The organism is Marinoscillum pacificum (assembly GCF_024714495.1).
GTDB lineage: Bacteria > Bacteroidota > Bacteroidia > Cytophagales > Cyclobacteriaceae > Marinoscillum > Marinoscillum pacificum.
Window position 1 is genome coordinate 161,740 of the sequence record NZ_JAMZMJ010000010.1, and the last position, 16,446, is coordinate 178,185.

Annotated in this window: 17 protein-coding genes; 6 read left to right on the top strand and 11 right to left on the bottom strand. The window is 37.4% G+C overall.

Features of this window, described 5'->3' with window-relative positions:
- Position 1 precedes the first annotated feature (1 nt).
- Genes NXS00_RS19790 through NXS00_RS19820 form a run of 7 tightly spaced genes read right to left on the bottom strand, consistent with a single transcriptional unit; the run spans position 2 to position 6,625 of the window.
- Positions 2 to 991, bottom strand: coding sequence for a glycosyltransferase family 61 protein (locus tag NXS00_RS19790; protein ID WP_258101003.1), 990 nt, complete (start codon positions 989 to 991; stop codon positions 2 to 4).
- A gap of 18 nt (positions 992 to 1,009) precedes the next feature.
- The gene (locus NXS00_RS19795; RefSeq protein WP_258101004.1) at positions 1,010 to 2,107 is read right to left on the bottom strand and encodes a hypothetical protein; all 1,098 of its coding nucleotides are present in this window, start codon (positions 2,105 to 2,107) and stop codon (positions 1,010 to 1,012) included.
- Positions 2,108 to 2,131: 24 nt separating this feature from the next.
- Complete coding sequence (locus NXS00_RS19800) at positions 2,132 to 2,911, bottom strand: glycosyltransferase (protein WP_258101005.1); 780 nt, start codon at positions 2,909 to 2,911, stop codon at positions 2,132 to 2,134.
- A 3-nt stretch (positions 2,912 to 2,914) separates the two neighbouring features.
- Positions 2,915 to 3,685 carry a glycosyltransferase family A protein gene (locus NXS00_RS19805; protein ID WP_258101006.1) on the bottom strand — a complete coding sequence of 257 codons (771 nt, stop codon included), beginning with the start codon at positions 3,683 to 3,685 and terminating at the stop codon, positions 2,915 to 2,917.
- Positions 3,686 to 3,691: 6 nt separating this feature from the next.
- Positions 3,692 to 4,558 carry a DUF7796 domain-containing protein gene (locus tag NXS00_RS19810; RefSeq protein WP_258101007.1) on the bottom strand — a complete coding sequence of 289 codons (867 nt, stop codon included), beginning with the start codon at positions 4,556 to 4,558 and terminating at the stop codon, positions 3,692 to 3,694.
- 1 nt (position 4,559) lies between these two features.
- A complete protein-coding gene (locus NXS00_RS19815; protein ID WP_258101008.1) occupies positions 4,560 to 5,681 on the bottom strand; it encodes a glycosyltransferase in 1,122 nt (373 codons plus the stop codon).
- The gene (locus tag NXS00_RS19820) at positions 5,678 to 6,625 is read right to left on the bottom strand and encodes a glycosyltransferase family 2 protein (protein ID WP_308709520.1); all 948 of its coding nucleotides are present in this window, start codon (positions 6,623 to 6,625) and stop codon (positions 5,678 to 5,680) included. Before NXS00_RS19820 ends, NXS00_RS19815 begins: the two co-directional genes overlap by 4 nt.
- Positions 6,626 to 6,759: 134 nt before the next feature.
- Here NXS00_RS19820 and NXS00_RS19825 point away from each other — a divergent pair, with 134 nt between their 5' ends.
- Positions 6,760 to 7,170: a hypothetical protein gene (locus NXS00_RS19825; RefSeq protein WP_258101010.1), complete on the top strand. Its 411-nt coding sequence runs from the start codon at positions 6,760 to 6,762 to the stop codon at positions 7,168 to 7,170.
- An 8-nt stretch (positions 7,171 to 7,178) separates the two neighbouring features.
- Here NXS00_RS19825 and NXS00_RS19830 read toward each other — a convergent pair whose 3' ends face one another.
- Positions 7,179 to 8,111 carry a glycosyltransferase family 2 protein gene (locus NXS00_RS19830; protein ID WP_258101011.1) on the bottom strand — a complete coding sequence of 311 codons (933 nt, stop codon included), beginning with the start codon at positions 8,109 to 8,111 and terminating at the stop codon, positions 7,179 to 7,181.
- Between the two features lie 104 nt (positions 8,112 to 8,215).
- On the opposite strand from NXS00_RS19830, the gene NXS00_RS19835 reads away from it, so the two are divergent.
- From NXS00_RS19835 to NXS00_RS19855, 5 genes are all read left to right on the top strand, one after another.
- Positions 8,216 to 9,700, top strand: a complete 1,485-nt coding sequence (locus NXS00_RS19835; RefSeq protein WP_258101012.1) for a capsule assembly Wzi family protein — start codon at positions 8,216 to 8,218, stop codon at positions 9,698 to 9,700.
- A gap of 299 nt (positions 9,701 to 9,999) precedes the next feature.
- Positions 10,000 to 10,569, top strand: coding sequence for an exostosin domain-containing protein (locus tag NXS00_RS19840; RefSeq protein ID WP_258101013.1), 570 nt, complete (start codon positions 10,000 to 10,002; stop codon positions 10,567 to 10,569).
- A gap of 68 nt (positions 10,570 to 10,637) precedes the next feature.
- The gene (gene mltG, locus NXS00_RS19845; RefSeq protein WP_258101014.1) at positions 10,638 to 11,672 is read left to right on the top strand and encodes an endolytic transglycosylase MltG; all 1,035 of its coding nucleotides are present in this window, start codon (positions 10,638 to 10,640) and stop codon (positions 11,670 to 11,672) included.
- 4 nt (positions 11,673 to 11,676) lie between these two features.
- The gene (locus NXS00_RS19850; protein ID WP_258101015.1) at positions 11,677 to 12,084 is read left to right on the top strand and encodes an acyl-CoA thioesterase; all 408 of its coding nucleotides are present in this window, start codon (positions 11,677 to 11,679) and stop codon (positions 12,082 to 12,084) included.
- 53 nt (positions 12,085 to 12,137) lie between these two features.
- Positions 12,138 to 13,037: a YihY/virulence factor BrkB family protein gene (locus NXS00_RS19855; RefSeq protein WP_258101016.1), complete on the top strand. Its 900-nt coding sequence runs from the start codon at positions 12,138 to 12,140 to the stop codon at positions 13,035 to 13,037.
- A 9-nt stretch (positions 13,038 to 13,046) separates the two neighbouring features.
- Here NXS00_RS19855 and NXS00_RS19860 read toward each other — a convergent pair whose 3' ends face one another.
- The 3 genes from NXS00_RS19860 to NXS00_RS19870 form a co-directional block, all read right to left on the bottom strand.
- Positions 13,047 to 13,241, bottom strand: a complete 195-nt coding sequence (locus NXS00_RS19860; protein ID WP_258101017.1) for a hypothetical protein — start codon at positions 13,239 to 13,241, stop codon at positions 13,047 to 13,049.
- Between the two features lie 126 nt (positions 13,242 to 13,367).
- Positions 13,368 to 13,859 carry a hypothetical protein gene (locus tag NXS00_RS19865; protein ID WP_258101018.1) on the bottom strand — a complete coding sequence of 164 codons (492 nt, stop codon included), beginning with the start codon at positions 13,857 to 13,859 and terminating at the stop codon, positions 13,368 to 13,370.
- A gap of 31 nt (positions 13,860 to 13,890) precedes the next feature.
- A complete protein-coding gene (locus NXS00_RS19870) occupies positions 13,891 to 16,257 on the bottom strand; it encodes a TonB-dependent receptor (protein WP_258101019.1) in 2,367 nt (788 codons plus the stop codon).
- Between the last annotated feature and the right edge of the window lie 189 nt (positions 16,258 to 16,446).

Genomic DNA, 16,446 nt, shown 5'->3' on the forward strand with positions numbered 1-16,446 from the left:
GCTAGCCCTTACCTACTATTAATTCAAGATTCTTTTTTAACTGGACTAAATCAACAGACACATCCGCGTTTTTAGCTATGGAATTAACGCTATTACTTAGCTGATAAAAGTAATCATGCTCCAAAGCTGAAGCCATCGAGAAATAGCAATTGTTGTGACTATCAACAGCGTTTCTGATCTCCAAAATTTTACCCCCTTTATGCATAAACAACATATTGGTTAACCCCGCTCCATGCAGACCTGCCAGAATTTTCGCTTCTGACATAATTTTTAACTGATCAGCCCAGCTATAATCCTCAAAGTGATGAAGTTCAAAACCAAATTGCTCAAACAATAACATAACTTCCTTTTCATTCTTAATCTTACGAATAAGAGCTTTGGATCGACTAATGTAAACTTTTCGATGAGGTTTGGAATTCGTGTTCTTTATGAGTTTCGACCTTAATTCATTGATTAGCTCCTTATTGAAATTCCCCGGCTTAGCAGTGTAACTCGCCACGATCATTCTATCGACCTTGTAGACTCTATTGGAATTAAGTACAACAATAGGAAGACCCAAGGCGCTTAGAGACTCACGAACGAAATGAATTTGATAATATTCACTTGGAATCAAAGCAGGAGCTTGATCGGCAGTTCGCGCATGGAGCAATAAACGTGTCATGCTATCTGAAAACCAATGAAAATAATTGGGGCTTCGATTATCCGAAAACCACACAGCTTCAGGTATCGAGTTCCATCCCCTCAAGAGCAAAAAGAACTTCGAGAATATTCGAAAGTTGGATTCTCTGCGTGCCATATAGTACTTGAAATATCTGGATAAACTCCATGGCTTAAACAAGATATAGTCAAACACAAATACGTTCGAAAGCTCTAATAAGTAAGATTTAGCAATTCGCTTTTCTAGCTCATGCTCAAACAAACCTCTATCCGTCTCTTTAAAATTGACAGGGAGTTTTCTTTTTACGATATGCTCTTTGAACAGGACTTTCAATCTAGTATTTCTAGAAAATCACTTCTTTTTAAAAATAGTAAGCAACTTTGAAATCCCACTTTTTGATGATTTTTTCTTGGAATTTGCAACAAAATCATCAAATGATCTCACGGCCCATTCTGATGACATATTCTGATAGGCAACAAGTAGACTAGATTGAGATTGTCGCAAGTTATTCTCTTCTTTGATGAGTTTCAATACAGCATCTTTTTCTATTCTATTGTCAGGGAGAAGCTCTTCCTCCGGGATATTGTACCTTCGACTAAATGAACTAGTTTCCGAGTGACTCTCTCCATCAATATACGCACAAAGTCTCTGGAATAAACTTGAAGTGGTCAACTGAACCTCATTCATGTCAGCAGAAATTTTCCTTAAAAAATGATTGTAACCATGCTGACCTAGCCGGTTTTTAAATTCATTGCTAGTCCTGTAAAAAGACTCCACTACTATTTCACTGAACGCAGGGTTTATCACATCAGGAGAATAACTCCCTTTGGCTAAGCCCGATTTATCACAGAAGTCTTCTATCAAGTCAAAAGATCTGTTTTTACTTGGCAAGGAATTAACAATTAGCTCAACATGATCATGACTTATCAAACTTTCTAATTTTAGAAACTCCTCACTCCATTTATATGGCTTGAGAGTCAACTTTTGTGAATCCAGAACAATGGCCATCAGATAAGCCTCCGTTCCTAAAAACAAATTGGGTTCTAGTAGATTGGATTTAAGTATTTCATTAATGCTATCACTCATCTCAGGATTCCTAAACTCCCATTGATTAAACGCTGCAACTAATAACTTTGATGATGGGCGAACATATCCAATAATAGAAATACGATCAGCTTTTACCTGATCACAGATGAACTTTACAGCTCGGTGACATTCAAAAAAATACTCATGGCTGAGGATGGCAATATTCTTTTTCTTTAACAGTTCATTTACTTCGCTGATAAACTCTGCCAAATTGCTATCATCAGAATCAACACTCTGATTCATGAGATCAATCAATGGAGGAGAAACATGTCTGTAATGGTCCTTCCACTCACTTTTCAAAAAGTGTTGAATAGATGAAGAACCACATTTAGGAGGACCAATATGTAGAATAAGGTGTGTCATTTAGGTCGAATGGATAAAAACTTCCTATGTGAATTTGTTTTTTAAGTAAATCATAAAATTCAAAAAAATCCTGACCAGCCATTTAGGATTGTTTACTTGAAAATCCATCTGAAACTCCGACAGCTTAGGGTTTGAAGCATAAAATAACCCTTCTTTATCATAAATGTATTTGTTTCTATCATGCACAACTTGAACCCAATAAGCGTCACTTTTTCCGACCCTTAAATTAGTCTCTGTTCGCCAGTCTCCATGTATGCGAGCGAATACTGTTTCCATTGTCTTTACTTGCTCAACAACACTAATAAATGGATTGAATTTGGCATAGTAACTTTTTACTTCACCATTCAAAAAATTAACCTGATATCCTCTGCGAAGGTCTACCACTAACTTATCTACTGGCTTTGCAAGAGTCTGAATTGCGTCAATAAAATCCTTATGAATGAGGTCGTCATTATCCATGCGAGTGGTAACCACATATTTGTCTTCACTTAGCTGACCAGATATAAAGGATTTCAGATCGGACAACAAATTAGCTACACCATCAATAAATAGGGGTTGAAATAGGTCGTATTGAGACTCCAATTCTGAAATTTTGGTTCTCCACTTTTCATCCGTATCACTGTTAAATAGCACAATCCATTTAAAATTCTGGTTCGACTGAGCTTTTACAGATGGAAAACAATAATTCTCAAATAAATCAAATCGATGAGTCATCCAACCATCATCCAAAATTGAATTGCCATTCTTATCTGAATCCCAATTTCTGGTTTTCACATTGAATCTGGTAATTAAAAAGTGTTTCACTTATCAGTCTATTCTTTTTACGTTCTTAGCGATTACCCCAAAATCACCACTATTGGCAACCAAAAGACCTTCTTTGATATTCTTTTTTGAAATTCTCTGATTATGCTCATTCATCCGCTTCCAGGTCATATTATGAGGAATAAATTTCTCATGCTTAATCGCCATGTTGTATAGTGGATCTTGATTTTTGATAATTTGGGTTCCGAATCGTTCTGCTCGTTTAATTAGATCACCATCCTGAAACCCCATAGGAAGAAAAGACTCATCATAGCCTCCCAATTCATAAAATGTATTTTTTGTCAGAGCAATTCGTCCATAACTTCCATCAAGTTTCTTCTTGCTGTACTGCCAAAACAGAATCTCATTTGTTGCTTCACTAAAATGTTTGATGATAAAATCTCCGCCATTCTTTCCGGTATAGTTATCACAATCCAAATTCACCAAAATATCACCCTCAGCTAACGCATGAGCGCAGTTCTTGGCTTTTGGCGAATGCCATTCTGGAAGATCATTACTGTGAAAAGCTTTGAGTTTTCCACTACCCAAAAAAGATTTAAACTCAGAACTTACCCAATCCACAATTTCTAAATCATCTTGAAAATCAACAAGAACAAAATCCACATTCGGGTTTGCTTGATTGTCATTTAGGTTTTGCAGAAGTGTTTTTTTTAGATACGATTCACGGTTTTTGTGTGTAATGCAAAAAGTAAGTGTCAGGTCATTTAAAGAACGACCTGTGAATGAGTTACCTCTATAATTCTTTCTAAAAAACATTTAATACTACCCTATGAGTTCTTTGAGATTTGTATAATCGACTAAAGCCGTTCGCTCATCCTCAAACTTCTCCACTAAAACCTTTTTCAATTTCTTATGAACCAACTTAACCTCTTTACAATTATGCTTCACATCAAAAAATGGTAATGAAACATAAGTCTTCAACGTTCCTTCTTGATTATGTTTTTGACGAAACTTCCCAGTAACTAAATCAATACATCGATAATTAATTCCTCGATCTAGTAGCAATTGTTTGAAAACCATCTCAGGGTTCCAACAACTATATCTTGCCCATATCTTGCCTTTCCTTTTCAAGTATTTTGGATTGTTATGATAATTTGGATACCACTCTTCCAGAAAGTATCTCAGGATATCCATTCGTGCATCCATCACTTGTGATCCACCATAACAAAATCGATCATAAAGCCCTTCATGATTATCAACAGGCGGCAAATAGATGTGCTCGCTACTTTGATTAAAATCAATAAACAGATCGTTAAAAAAACAGATATCTGGCCTGGACCAAATAACCCAATCGTACGGCTGACCAACCTTCTTCTCCAGCTGTTTCTTTAATTGGTTACACGAAATCATGGATTGCCACTGAAGAAGATTACCCTCAATCCCCTGATTTCCAATCAGATTTTCATTATAAGACAGTTCCCATGTAAATGTCGGATCGGCCTCTATTTTTACCAATTGATTATCAACCTTAGACAGAAGCTCATTTAGCGCATTTTTGTCCGGCTGCTCAGGAAAGTGCCCAACAAAATCCACAGAATGACCAATATGATTCAGAACATGATTTTGGAAACTCTCAACAAAGTATTCAAAATTTCTAGGCAAAGAAGATAAACATACCAATATCCGCATATCAAAGTCCCAGTTCGCTCATTAACGTATACAAATACTGAATCCAGTGACGTTGCTTGCTGTACTGTCCCACTAGCCGCTCATGGATCTCGGGGCTCATCGGTCTTTTACTCAAAATCACATCTTCTTTTCTTGCCAAATTGATTCCCTGCCCTTCTACTTTCTGTAAATAATTAGCCTCTAATGGAAGCATAGTTGCCTGAAATGTCGCTATGGCATTTTTGACTTTACGAGTGGTTAGCACCAGCTGTGTCTCAGCCAAAAAAGACGGCTTTTCTCCATATAGATCAAATTCCAATCCTTGATATTCTTTTTCAGTCAGTCCTAGCCATTCAAAAAACACATCATATTTAGATATCGATTCACTCAATTTCTGAAACTGAAACGACCTCTTTCCCAAAGATATTGGGACTTGATAACGAGCAAATTCCCCTTTATGATTTACTCCTGCATCTCCAAAATTCGTTGTAAAAGAAACCCTAGGGTAAAAAAAGAATTTATGCTGATCTACCAGATAGTATATAAAATCCTTTTTCCATGATTGGTCACTCCACTTAGCAACTGGCGTTGGAACTCTTACCGAATCATAATTCACTTTCTGATCCATCCAATTCTCGAAATCTGCCCATTGACTTTCCGTCCAGATTTGGCCCCAGGAAGATGGCACTTGCAAAAAGTAGTTATCAGCCCCGTCTTCAAGTGGAATGAATGGCAAATGCTTGAACTCTTTGATATGATAGCTGAATAAGGAAATTCCTGCTATTGATTGATCATCTTCGCAATAAGTCAGGGCTTCTACTGCATACTGATAATATACCGGACTTACCACTAGATCATCTTCCAAAACGATAACCGCTCCATAGTCCTTTGTTAATCTGCCACAGCTCATTACATGTGCCTTGAGTCCCAGATTTTCCTGATGAGTGATTACTTTTTTTTCTCCATTGTTCCACTCAAAATCCTCTGCTGCTTGTATCACCTCTGAGTTTGCTCCTCCATCAAGGCTGATCAATAGCGGAATATCTGTCACATTATACTGTGCGGACTGCAACGAACAGAGTAAACGATCTAGTGATGCTGGTCGATCATAGGCTACTACAACTACGGCAGGTACACGGTTCATTTACTTGGACTATTCGGTTTTGACAGAAACAATTGGCTATCATCAAAATTAAGAGCTTTTAAATAGATTGACCGAAAATTCTCTAATGCATGCTTTTTCAGCCTTTCTCTTTCATTATTCGCCAAATTTTTGCTGAGGTATTTGACTCTGTTGGAAACATACAATCCATATCTTATCCAGCCAAATCTCGATGACGGATCAAGCAACTTAATGTATAAGTCTCTTTCAAAACGCTTGATCGGATCAAACTTGATCTTAGAAGGAGGCCTATCTTCTCTGTCGTGAACTACGAGTGCATCATTCACTATTCCTATCCTTAATCCTCCGTTGATCAATCGCTGTACGTAATTAAAGTCTTCACCATAATGAAAAAATAAAGGATGAAACAAACCAACTCGTTCTATACATGATTTAGATATGAGCCATGCTGCTGCATTCACAAAATGAACTTCCGCAATATTTGATTCTTGATTGATATTGGCTAGAAAATCGTCAGAAACGTCTTCAGACACAAATGTATAGAACAACTGATCATATCCTGACCGATCTCCTTTCAGATGGATAGGAGATACTATTCCATAGTCTGGATTTGCTATCAATTGATCTCTAAGGCATCCTAAAGTATTCTCATCTACCCATGCATCTTGGTTGAGCAAAAAGAAATAAGAATAACCCAAGCTAAAAGCATATGCAATACCTTGATTATTCGCTCCTCCAAAACCCACATTTTCTTGATTAACAATGACATGAACTTGCGGGTATTTCTCTTCAATATGTGCCAGGGTGTCATCAGAAGAACAATTATCTATTAAGATGATGTCAGACTTCTGGTCAGACGCTAGAATAGAACCAATACATCGATCTATCCATTTCATAGCATTGTAAGTAACTATAATACAGCAAGTGTCTGATCGTTTTGTTTCTGATTTCATTTTACCTGACATCACACAAACTTATCCTAATCTAAACTCTCTCAATCGGTATTCTTTCAAGAAAATGAGTAATTCTAATCATATGGTATGCTCTTTGATACAATATCCTTTGATTATTATCAATTAAGCTTATTTACTTTGTACTTATGGTCACGAAAATTTCCATCTTATTTATTGGACTTTTAGGAGTTTTGAACTCTAACTGGATATCTAATGATGACAGAAAAGACGATTATACATTCGCTTTTTACAAAATCGACAACAAGGTAGAAATCATCGTTAATGATTCATTGATATACTCAACAGGTGAAATGAAAGGTAACCCAGACCTGGAAGGCAACCTAACCTATAAGGTTGGTCATTTACTCACGAAGGGAAGGGATGAAGTCATCGTCAGGTTATACAATGGCCATGAACCCTATAGCCCCGATAAGAAAGATCAGCATTGGGAAATTGAATATTCTCTATTTAAAAACGGAAAGGAATATGATCTGATGTGGGATGAGGGCGATGACTACAGAACAGGATTGGTTTTCGAGGAAACCTACTTTTTATAAAGAAGTTATCACTTTCTGAATAAACCGAAAACTCCACGATTATAATATTTTATTATACTCCAACTGATCATTCGACTTGATTTGAGTAATCCAATTTTCTTCACGTAATGTGATAAGACTGTTTTCAATTCATCAACACCCTCTTGACCGATCATGACTCGAAATTTTTGATAAAAAGAAGATTCCAACAAATCCAATATCAACACCACTCGATCAGTATAAGAAGGATTAGGGCCTATAGTGGCGATATTACTAGAGGATACAGACCCTGAATGCACCCTGAATGTGTTCAACTTTTCACGAACAAACGATATGTGCTCATTAAGACCAATCCTCAGCCAATATTCAAAATCTACAATCTGTTGGTATTTAGTATTAAACAATCCATATTTTTCTATCAAGGACCGATGAATTAAGCCAACTATTGGTTCACCAAGAAAATTATGTTTGAGTTTATTTCCAATTAAGATTTCTGCTATCCTTTCTGGATGAACCAATATCTCCTGTTCTTTCAATGCTTTGGCAAGGGTTAAAATACCATCGAAAAATGTACGCCTTTCTGGATTGTCGCACAGATACTCTCGATCTGTCAACACTAATCCAGTGCCATTTCTTTTTCCCGTTTCCTGCATTTTCTCAATGCAATCCGGCTGCATGAGGTCATCCTGAAATTGAAATTTGATCCAATCACCCTGTGCCATTTCTAGGCATTTATTCCAGTTCTCTACCAGACCAAGTCTACGTTCATTGATTATTAACTTTATTCTGGAATCTTTTCTGGCAAATTCAGTTACAATTCGTTGAGAGCTGTCTGCTGAAGATTCATCTATTACAAGAACTTCAATATGCTCGTATGTCTGATTAATTACAGACTGTAAACACTGTTCTAAGTATTCCTCACCATTATAACATGGTATACACACGGAAACAAGCTCTTGCATAATTCGAAATTACGCTAAAAAGCAAAAATCCTCGTTAATCAACACCCTTGATAACAATTTCAATTAGCCAACATTGGCTTTATTTGCACTATAAACTATGAACCATGAGACTGAATTATATATTCTCGATTGCTATCATATCACTATCTTCTGTAGTATTTGGTCAAATTAGTGCGCCAGGTAGTCTATTTACGACAATTGAAATTACTCATGATACTACAACCTTAGGTTTCTACCAATCAGTTCATTCAGAAGAAATTACGAACAAAATTGAATTACTAGATCCACTATTCAGGACTAGTGCTAATAACTATTACCCGAGAGGGTTCAATGATGGACCGGTTTGGAAAGGTAAAGGTTTAACGATCGAGCTGCATGGAGGGGTGGCAGGTAAAATAGGACCGGTGACCTATGCATTGTATCCAGTAGTTTATTACTCTCAGAACCTTGAATCAAAACTAAATCCACCAATTCTTAACAATAGCATTAGTCCATATGGATATCAATTTACACAAGGATTGGGAGGTATTGATTGGCCCAATAGATTCGGAAACTCCTCCTTTACAACATTTCATCCGGGTCAATCTGAGATAAAATTGGAGCTAGGCAAGTTTGTAACGAGCGTGTCTACTCAAAATTACTCTGTGGGTCCTTCGGTTTTTAATCCTATAATTTTAAGTAGACAAGGCGGTGGGTTTCCTCATTTGAGAATTGGCAGCAAACCATTTGATCTCAATGCCAAAAACCTATACCTCGGTAAAATGGAATTGACTGTATTGGCCGGCTTCCTAAAAGAATCTGAATATTTCGACAATAATGAAGACAACAACAGAAGTTATTTCAATGGTCTATTCTTCGCCTATACTCCTCCATTTCTTGAGAACCTAACTCTTGGATTCAATAAGGCTCTTTATAAACAAACCAACAGGTTTAGCGCTCAAGATTTGATTTCAGTAATTCACGTATTAGACACAGTTGGTCCAAATGATCAATTTGATCAACTTGCCTCGGCCACTATGGAATGGAAGTTCCCGTCAGTTGGTTTCAGAGCATACATGGAGTTTGCATACAATGACTTTGGGGGATTTTTTAAGTGGATAGAGCCAGAACACAGTAGAGCATATACAATCGGTTTTGAAAAAGAATTATATCTAAAAAATGGCGACAAGTTCCTAATCAATTATGAGCACACCAATCTCTCCCGTAATCATACATTTCTTTGGAGACCTGAACCTTCATTTTATATACACTCAGTTAACAAGCAGGGATATACCAATCAAGGACAACTTCTAGGAGCAGGAATTGGCCCTGGTAGTAACTGTGATATTCTAATGGTCAAATTCACCCATAAGCAATCTACTTTAGGGTTATCAGGATCGCGTATCGAAACAAACAAAGACTATTTAGTCAGGAATATTCGTGAACCAGATCATGACATTGAATATGGATGGGGCGGATATGTTAACTATGAATTAGAAAAACTGAATATCTTCTTTGAAATAGTACGCAGCAGAAATCACAACAAGTACTACATCAAGAGAGTAAGCAATTTGTATTTGAGTCTGGGAACGCAGCTAAAACTGAATTGATCATCCCCTTGAGTATTCAAATAAAAAGACCTCTAGCCCCCAACCTGTCGTGTATTGTTGATCATTTTAATGAAAATACATCGTTATATGGGGATACCCATTTAATTCTTCATTCGAAGATACTTTGGGCTAATACAAGCACCCCCGAAATATTAAAAGATATTTCGTCAAAAACTGATGATAAACACAAAACCCTGGTCTTCATAGTTGATGACTTTGAACAGAGATATAACCATCATCAGAATCTAATACTCTTTCGAACAAGCTTGAGAGCTTCCAGGAAAAGGATAAATGAATTCGTGCTTCCCTACATTTGGGAATGTAATGACACAGCATTTCCTACATCAGAATCAACCATAACTCCAGTAGTTGGTTTTTGTGGTCTTGTAAATAAGCATCGAAAAAAGATTATTCAAACTTTTAAGAAATCCAATAGAGTTGAATCCAACTTCATCATTAGAGATAAATTCTGGGGTGGTGATCCACACAATTCACAATTGGTTGACGAATACGAGGCGAACATCAAAAGCTCACAATTTGTACTTTGCAATAGAGGTCGAGGAAACTTTTCCATGCGCTTTTATCAAACCTTGGCATTCGGAAGAATTCCTGTACTAGTTAATACAGACATGGTGCTACCATTCGAAAATGAAATACCATGGAAAGACCTCATTGTCTTTGAGAAGTCTGAAAAGAAATGTCTTGAGAAAGTAATAGAAATTCATAAAAAGGATGAAATCACTCACAGACAAAAATTGTGTCGAGAGTTTTTTGATAAGTTCTTTCACAAGGATGTGGTCTTTTCTAAACTTTTAGAATCTGCACTAAAACCCCAAAAGACATCTTGGTGGTCCAGACTGTTTGCTTGACACATCTCGTTTAATTTCTAATCCGTTAAAAGACACTTCACTACCTTTGCCCCAAACTCAATAAAGGCATGAACAAAAAGAACTGGGTAGCTGCCGCTTTGATCATCGGCACAATTATGCTATCGTCGTTTGCATTTTATTTCTACCAGATTTTATTCACTCCAAATATCCTGGTAGACCAGGAAGACCGCTATTTCGCAATTCCAGAGGGAACCACTTTTGAAGAAGTGCGAAATCAATTATATGATCAACGAATCATAAACGATGCGGTATCCTTTAGTTTTCTGTCTAAACTGAAAAAGTATGACGAGAATGTGAAACCAGGCATGTACTTGTTCAAAAAAGACATGAGCAATACAGCGGCCATCAACATGCTTCGAGCTGGCCTACAAACTCCAGTGAAACTAACGTTTAGTACCGCCAGAAAAATAGAGGAACTAGCGGGCAAACTAACGAATAACATCATGATGGACTCATTGGATCTTATCCCAATACTGACATCAGATAGTGTGGCAGAAGCTTATGGATTTGATTCGCAGACATTCATTAGTATGTTTTTACCCAACACTTATGAAGTTTACTGGACCATCTCTGAAAAAGAACTTCTTGATCGACTAAAGAAAGAATATGATAAATTCTGGAATGCGGAGCGACTTGCTCAAGCTCAAAAAATTGGTTTAACACCTGAAGAGATTACTACAGTGGCTTCCATCGTAAATGCTGAAACAAACTTCAGTGATGAAGCACCAACAATTGCTGGTGTATATTTAAATCGACTTGACAGAGGCTACAAACTTCAAGCGGACCCAACATTGAAGTTTGCACTGAATAACTTCGAAATCAGAAGGCTTCTTTTGAAAGACATGGAGTTTGATTCTCCGTACAACACTTACAAATACGCTGGCCTACCTCCTGGTCCCATCAACATGCCTTCCATCAATATGATAGAAGCTGTTTTGAATTACGAAGATCATTCTTACCTTTATTTCTGTGCAAAGGATGATTTTTCTGGTAGACATGTTTTTGCGAATACTTTAGTAGAGCACAATGTCAACGCCAAAAAATTTCAAACAGCACTTAACCAGCAGAGGATTTACAGATAGTTTAATGTACACACATGAAGCGAAAACCCGGGTCAGATATGCTGAAACTGACCAAATGGGTTATGTATACTATGGCAACTATGCTACTTACTATGAGATAGCTCGGGTAGAGGCCTTTAGAGCGCTAGGATTTCCATATAAGCAAATGGAAGACATGGGAATTGGTATGCCAGTGCTTTCACTCAACGTAAAGTATCACCGACCAGGCAAGTACGACGACCTTCTAACTATCAAAGTAACCATTCCTGAAAAGCCAAGAGCTCGAATTTTATTTCAATACGAGGTTACCAATGAAGCTGGTGAACTGATTAACACAGGAGAAACGGAATTAGTATTCATCAAAATGGATACCGGTCGACCCACAAGAATGCCAGAAGCTATGGAAAAGCTTCTAGAACCACATTTTGCGTGAGAACAAGAGAAAGGCTACATAAACATCTGCTCTATACGAGCTGGTACCTCAGAATGATCCAAATACTGAGGGCTATCAAAATACGACATGGAAAAGCCTCTCTCTACAGAATCCTGATTATTTTCATTGATAAGGTAGGTGACAATCAATTGTTTGACAGAGCCTATGGTGTGGCGTTCAACTTTACTTTATCACTTTTTCCAGCCATCATCTTTTTATTTACGCTGATTCCGTTCCTTCATGAGTTTATACCATCTATCAGTCAAGGGGAGATTCTACACTTCTTGAAAGATGTGATGCCAGACACCGTATTTGAAGTGATGGCCGAAACGCTCTATGACACAACTCAGATACGACGTGAAGGCCTCATGTCATTCGGTGTGCTGTTTGCCTTATTTCTGGCAACCAATGGAGTAAATTCACTAATGCAGACCTTCAATATGAGCTATAAGACGGTTGAAAACAGGTCATTCATCAAGACACGGATTATTGCGTTGTTCCTCACCATTTTATTAGCATTTGCACTAATAGTAGGTGTCATTTTCCTTATTATCGGACAAATCTTGTTGAACTGGGTAGTAGAGATTGGGGTAGTTACTGAGGATCTGCTTGTATGGATTATCTTGATATTGAGGTTTATTGTTGTTTTTATAATCTTCTACAGTGCAACAGGTGCGATATATTATTGGGGGCCAGCCATACATGACAAGTGGAGATTCTTTTCTTTGGGATCAATATTAGCAACCGGACTATGCCTTCTTGTCTCCTTTGGATTCTCGTTTTACGTAGCCAATTTTGGCACATACAACAAAGTCTACGGATCAATTGGTGCGCTGATCGCCTTGATGATCTGGCAGTGGCTCATGTCGTTTATCCTACTGCTGGGCTTTGAATTCAATGCCAGCATTGACAGAGCATCAAGTGGAAAAGTATATGATATTGATAAGGATTAACCCTTTCGCCTACTTGAACCTTCTTAGCTCTTCATTTCGAAACGTGGTATTAATAATTAACCCATTCTCTAACTGACATTTGCAGAAGTACTTTGGTCGTTCTTGACTTCCAAGAATTTCTTTTATTAATACTCTCACAGAGTGATTATTTGCTAATCCAACCTCTTCTCCTATGTAATAAATTGGCTTAAAAGACTGATCCATAACGTTAATTTTTGAGTAACGAATGTAAGACAATCTGTTTAACCAAAATTGTTTTGAGAATATTCACCTAAAACAAAAAAAGCTCAAGATGTCAATCCTGAGCTCTTACAAATTGATTTAATATTATTAGAAAAGAATCAACAAAATCGTCAATACCAGACCAGCCGCTGTGAAGTATAGACCTTTCTTAAAAATACTAGTACCGGGAGAAAACATCCAAAACGAAGAAACCACAAAGAACAACAGCGACAACCCGAAGAAAACATTTAAAAATGCCAATGGTCTACTGCTTGTGGCTTTGTGCATATGTGTCATTCTGTCTAGCAAATACGGCAGCTCCTTTACCGTGTAAACAGCCTTGCCTGTTTTCGTATCAAAGTTTCCTTGCTCGAAGTAAGCTACTCCGCCTTCTTCCTTTTCAACCTTCAAATTTCTTATTCTTAGAGCTTCACCTAATTTTTCGACAGGAGTATCAACCGGCAACTCCTTTTCCACTACTTTTTCTTTCTTGAAGATGTCTTTATCTCTAAACACGAGCACAATTCCGCTCAAAGCATAAACTGCCATGATACCCACCAGGAAAAAACCTAAATACCGGTGGTAAATTCTGAATTTCATATTCATTTTTTATTCCAATTGATCATTAAACTTACCTTCTTCCTCCTGAATAAGTCATGGCTTCTCCTTTACCGAATCCATAACTAAAACCAAGGGTCACAAAAGTACCACGCAAGGACCGACTATACAGCTCATAAGTAGGTTGATACACGTAATTTCTTTCTATTCTTGATGCAAAAACATCCCTTACGCTAAAATTGATGACACCCTTTCCTTTCATAACTTTCTTTCGAGCCCCGAGATCCATAAACAGCTGATCCCCCTGCTCACCTTGCACTGTCTCAAATTGAGAGCGGTAGTTTCCTGTTACTTCCAAATCAAAATCTGCAGGCAACTTAAATTTAGAATTTAATTTAGTTGACCACTGATTAGCCTGAAAATCAATAGATACACCTTCTAATTCGCCTTTACGATCATAATAATTGTAGTTAAAATCTCCATTGATTGTAATCCATCTAGCAGGCTCATATTTTCCGTTCAGCTCAAGACCTGTCGCATTATTTGTTCCAATATTCTCTGGCTGAGTAACATTCACATTGTTTTCATAAAATGATATACGCTCCACTACTCCGGTGGTAAATCGGTGATAAATGGCCGAACTCAATGAAATCTGATCACCATTAAACACTGCAGCTACTTCATAAGAGTCTGTCAGCTCGGGAAGTAAATCAGGGTTTCCTCTTCTTATATTGAAATTATCTCTCAAGTTGAAGAATGGATTTAAGTCCCAAAGTCTGGGTCTAAAAATCCTTCTTGAATATCCTGATTGAAGTGAGAAGGTTTGAGACATTTTATAACTCGCATGAACTGTTGGAAAGAAATTATTATAGTTCTGATCATTACGCTCATTGGTAGTTGTCAAGATCGTTTCTAAATCTGTATTTTCTACCCTTAATCCCAGTTTCACACCCCACTTATCCAACTCATAAGCGCCTGTAGCATAAACTCCTAATACATTTTGCATGTATTCAAAGTTATTGGTTTGAGACTCATCCAAAACCCAGGTACCGTCAATAAGATTCTCCACTGAATAATCATTACCAACATCATTAATTAAATATTGACTTCCGGCCTCCAATGTAAACTGCTCGGTAAAAGGCCGTGTATAATCTAACTTAAATGTATACTTACCTTCATCAAAAGCCGTTGCTGTTTTTTGTTGTGCATCTTGATAAGATACACCGTCAGTTGTTTCAGTGACAAAATCAGAAGACTGTGTTTTACCAAAGAAACTCCCTATAGCTGAAAACAGGAGGTCGTGATCTTCATGATCTTCAAAATCTCTCTTGTACTGTAGTTCAAATTGATATTTAGGATTGGTTGCTTCAGTAGTTTCTGTACGTTGCCATTGAGAGATCATTGCTCCATCATTTTCCATTAAGTAATCCGTAGTTGATGGTTGATTTTCCAACTCCAAAGCAAAATTTCCTGACAAAGTGATCACATTGAAATCATTGATGTAGTAATCACTACCTAAAATGAAATTGTAAAATTGCTCATTTCGGTATTCCGTACCCACAGTAGAAATAGTCGTATCTGTTTCCAAATTAGAATTGACACTCCTCCGTTTATCTGGCAATTCTCTATAACCAGCCCCCAACTGAGTAAATAGGTTAAACTTTTCCGTTCGATGATTGAGACTCAAACCAAGACTATGGTTATGCGGGACACCAGTATTCAGAGAAATGGATCCATTCGTTCCTTTTCTTTCCTCTTTTTTCAAAATGATGTTGATAATCCCGGAAGTGCCTTCCGCCTCATATTTGGCAGATGGATTGGTAATTACTTCTACACTTTCAATCATATCCGCGGTAATAGTACCAAGTGCATTTCCATTATCACTTGAGGTGAGGACAGAAGGCTTACCATCAATCAATATCTGAACCCCACTACTTCCTCTAAGGCTCACCTGTCCTTCAATATTCACATTAACTGATGGCACATTACTTAGCACATCGAGCGCGCTAGCCCCGGCTGTACTTAAATCAGCCCCTACATTAAACACTCGCTTATCGATTCGAAACTCGGTAGTGGACTTCTCACCTTCTATAACTATTTCATCCAACTGCTGATTATCCACACCAAGGGAAATAGTCCCTAAGTCTACATTTTGTCCCGTGCGGCTAAACGATCTAATTTCTCGTTTTTCAAATCCGATAAAGCTGATTTCCACATAAAAATCAGTGGCATCCGTCTCAATTTTAAACAGACCATCAAGCCCTGTGGTAACACCAGTAATTGGATTATTTGTAGACTTAGACTTTATCGCCACGGTAGCAAACTCAACTGGCTCATTGGATTCAGCATCAACTACCTTACCTGTAAGTACTACGGTGCCAGACTGAGAGAAAGAAAATAAATAGGAGGTGAATAAAATGATAAATATATAAGAACGCATCAATTGTGATATTGTGTTTATTTTAATGAATACCCAAAGAAAGAATGGTTCACGTTCTTCTCATAATAAAATCTTTGAACGACTGTTTCATTCGTATGAACGACATACTACACCTATTTCAATATAAAAACAATTGTCGTTGAACGGGAAAGTTTGGTTGATCACCTATTTGTTTTGTAGGTATCTCTA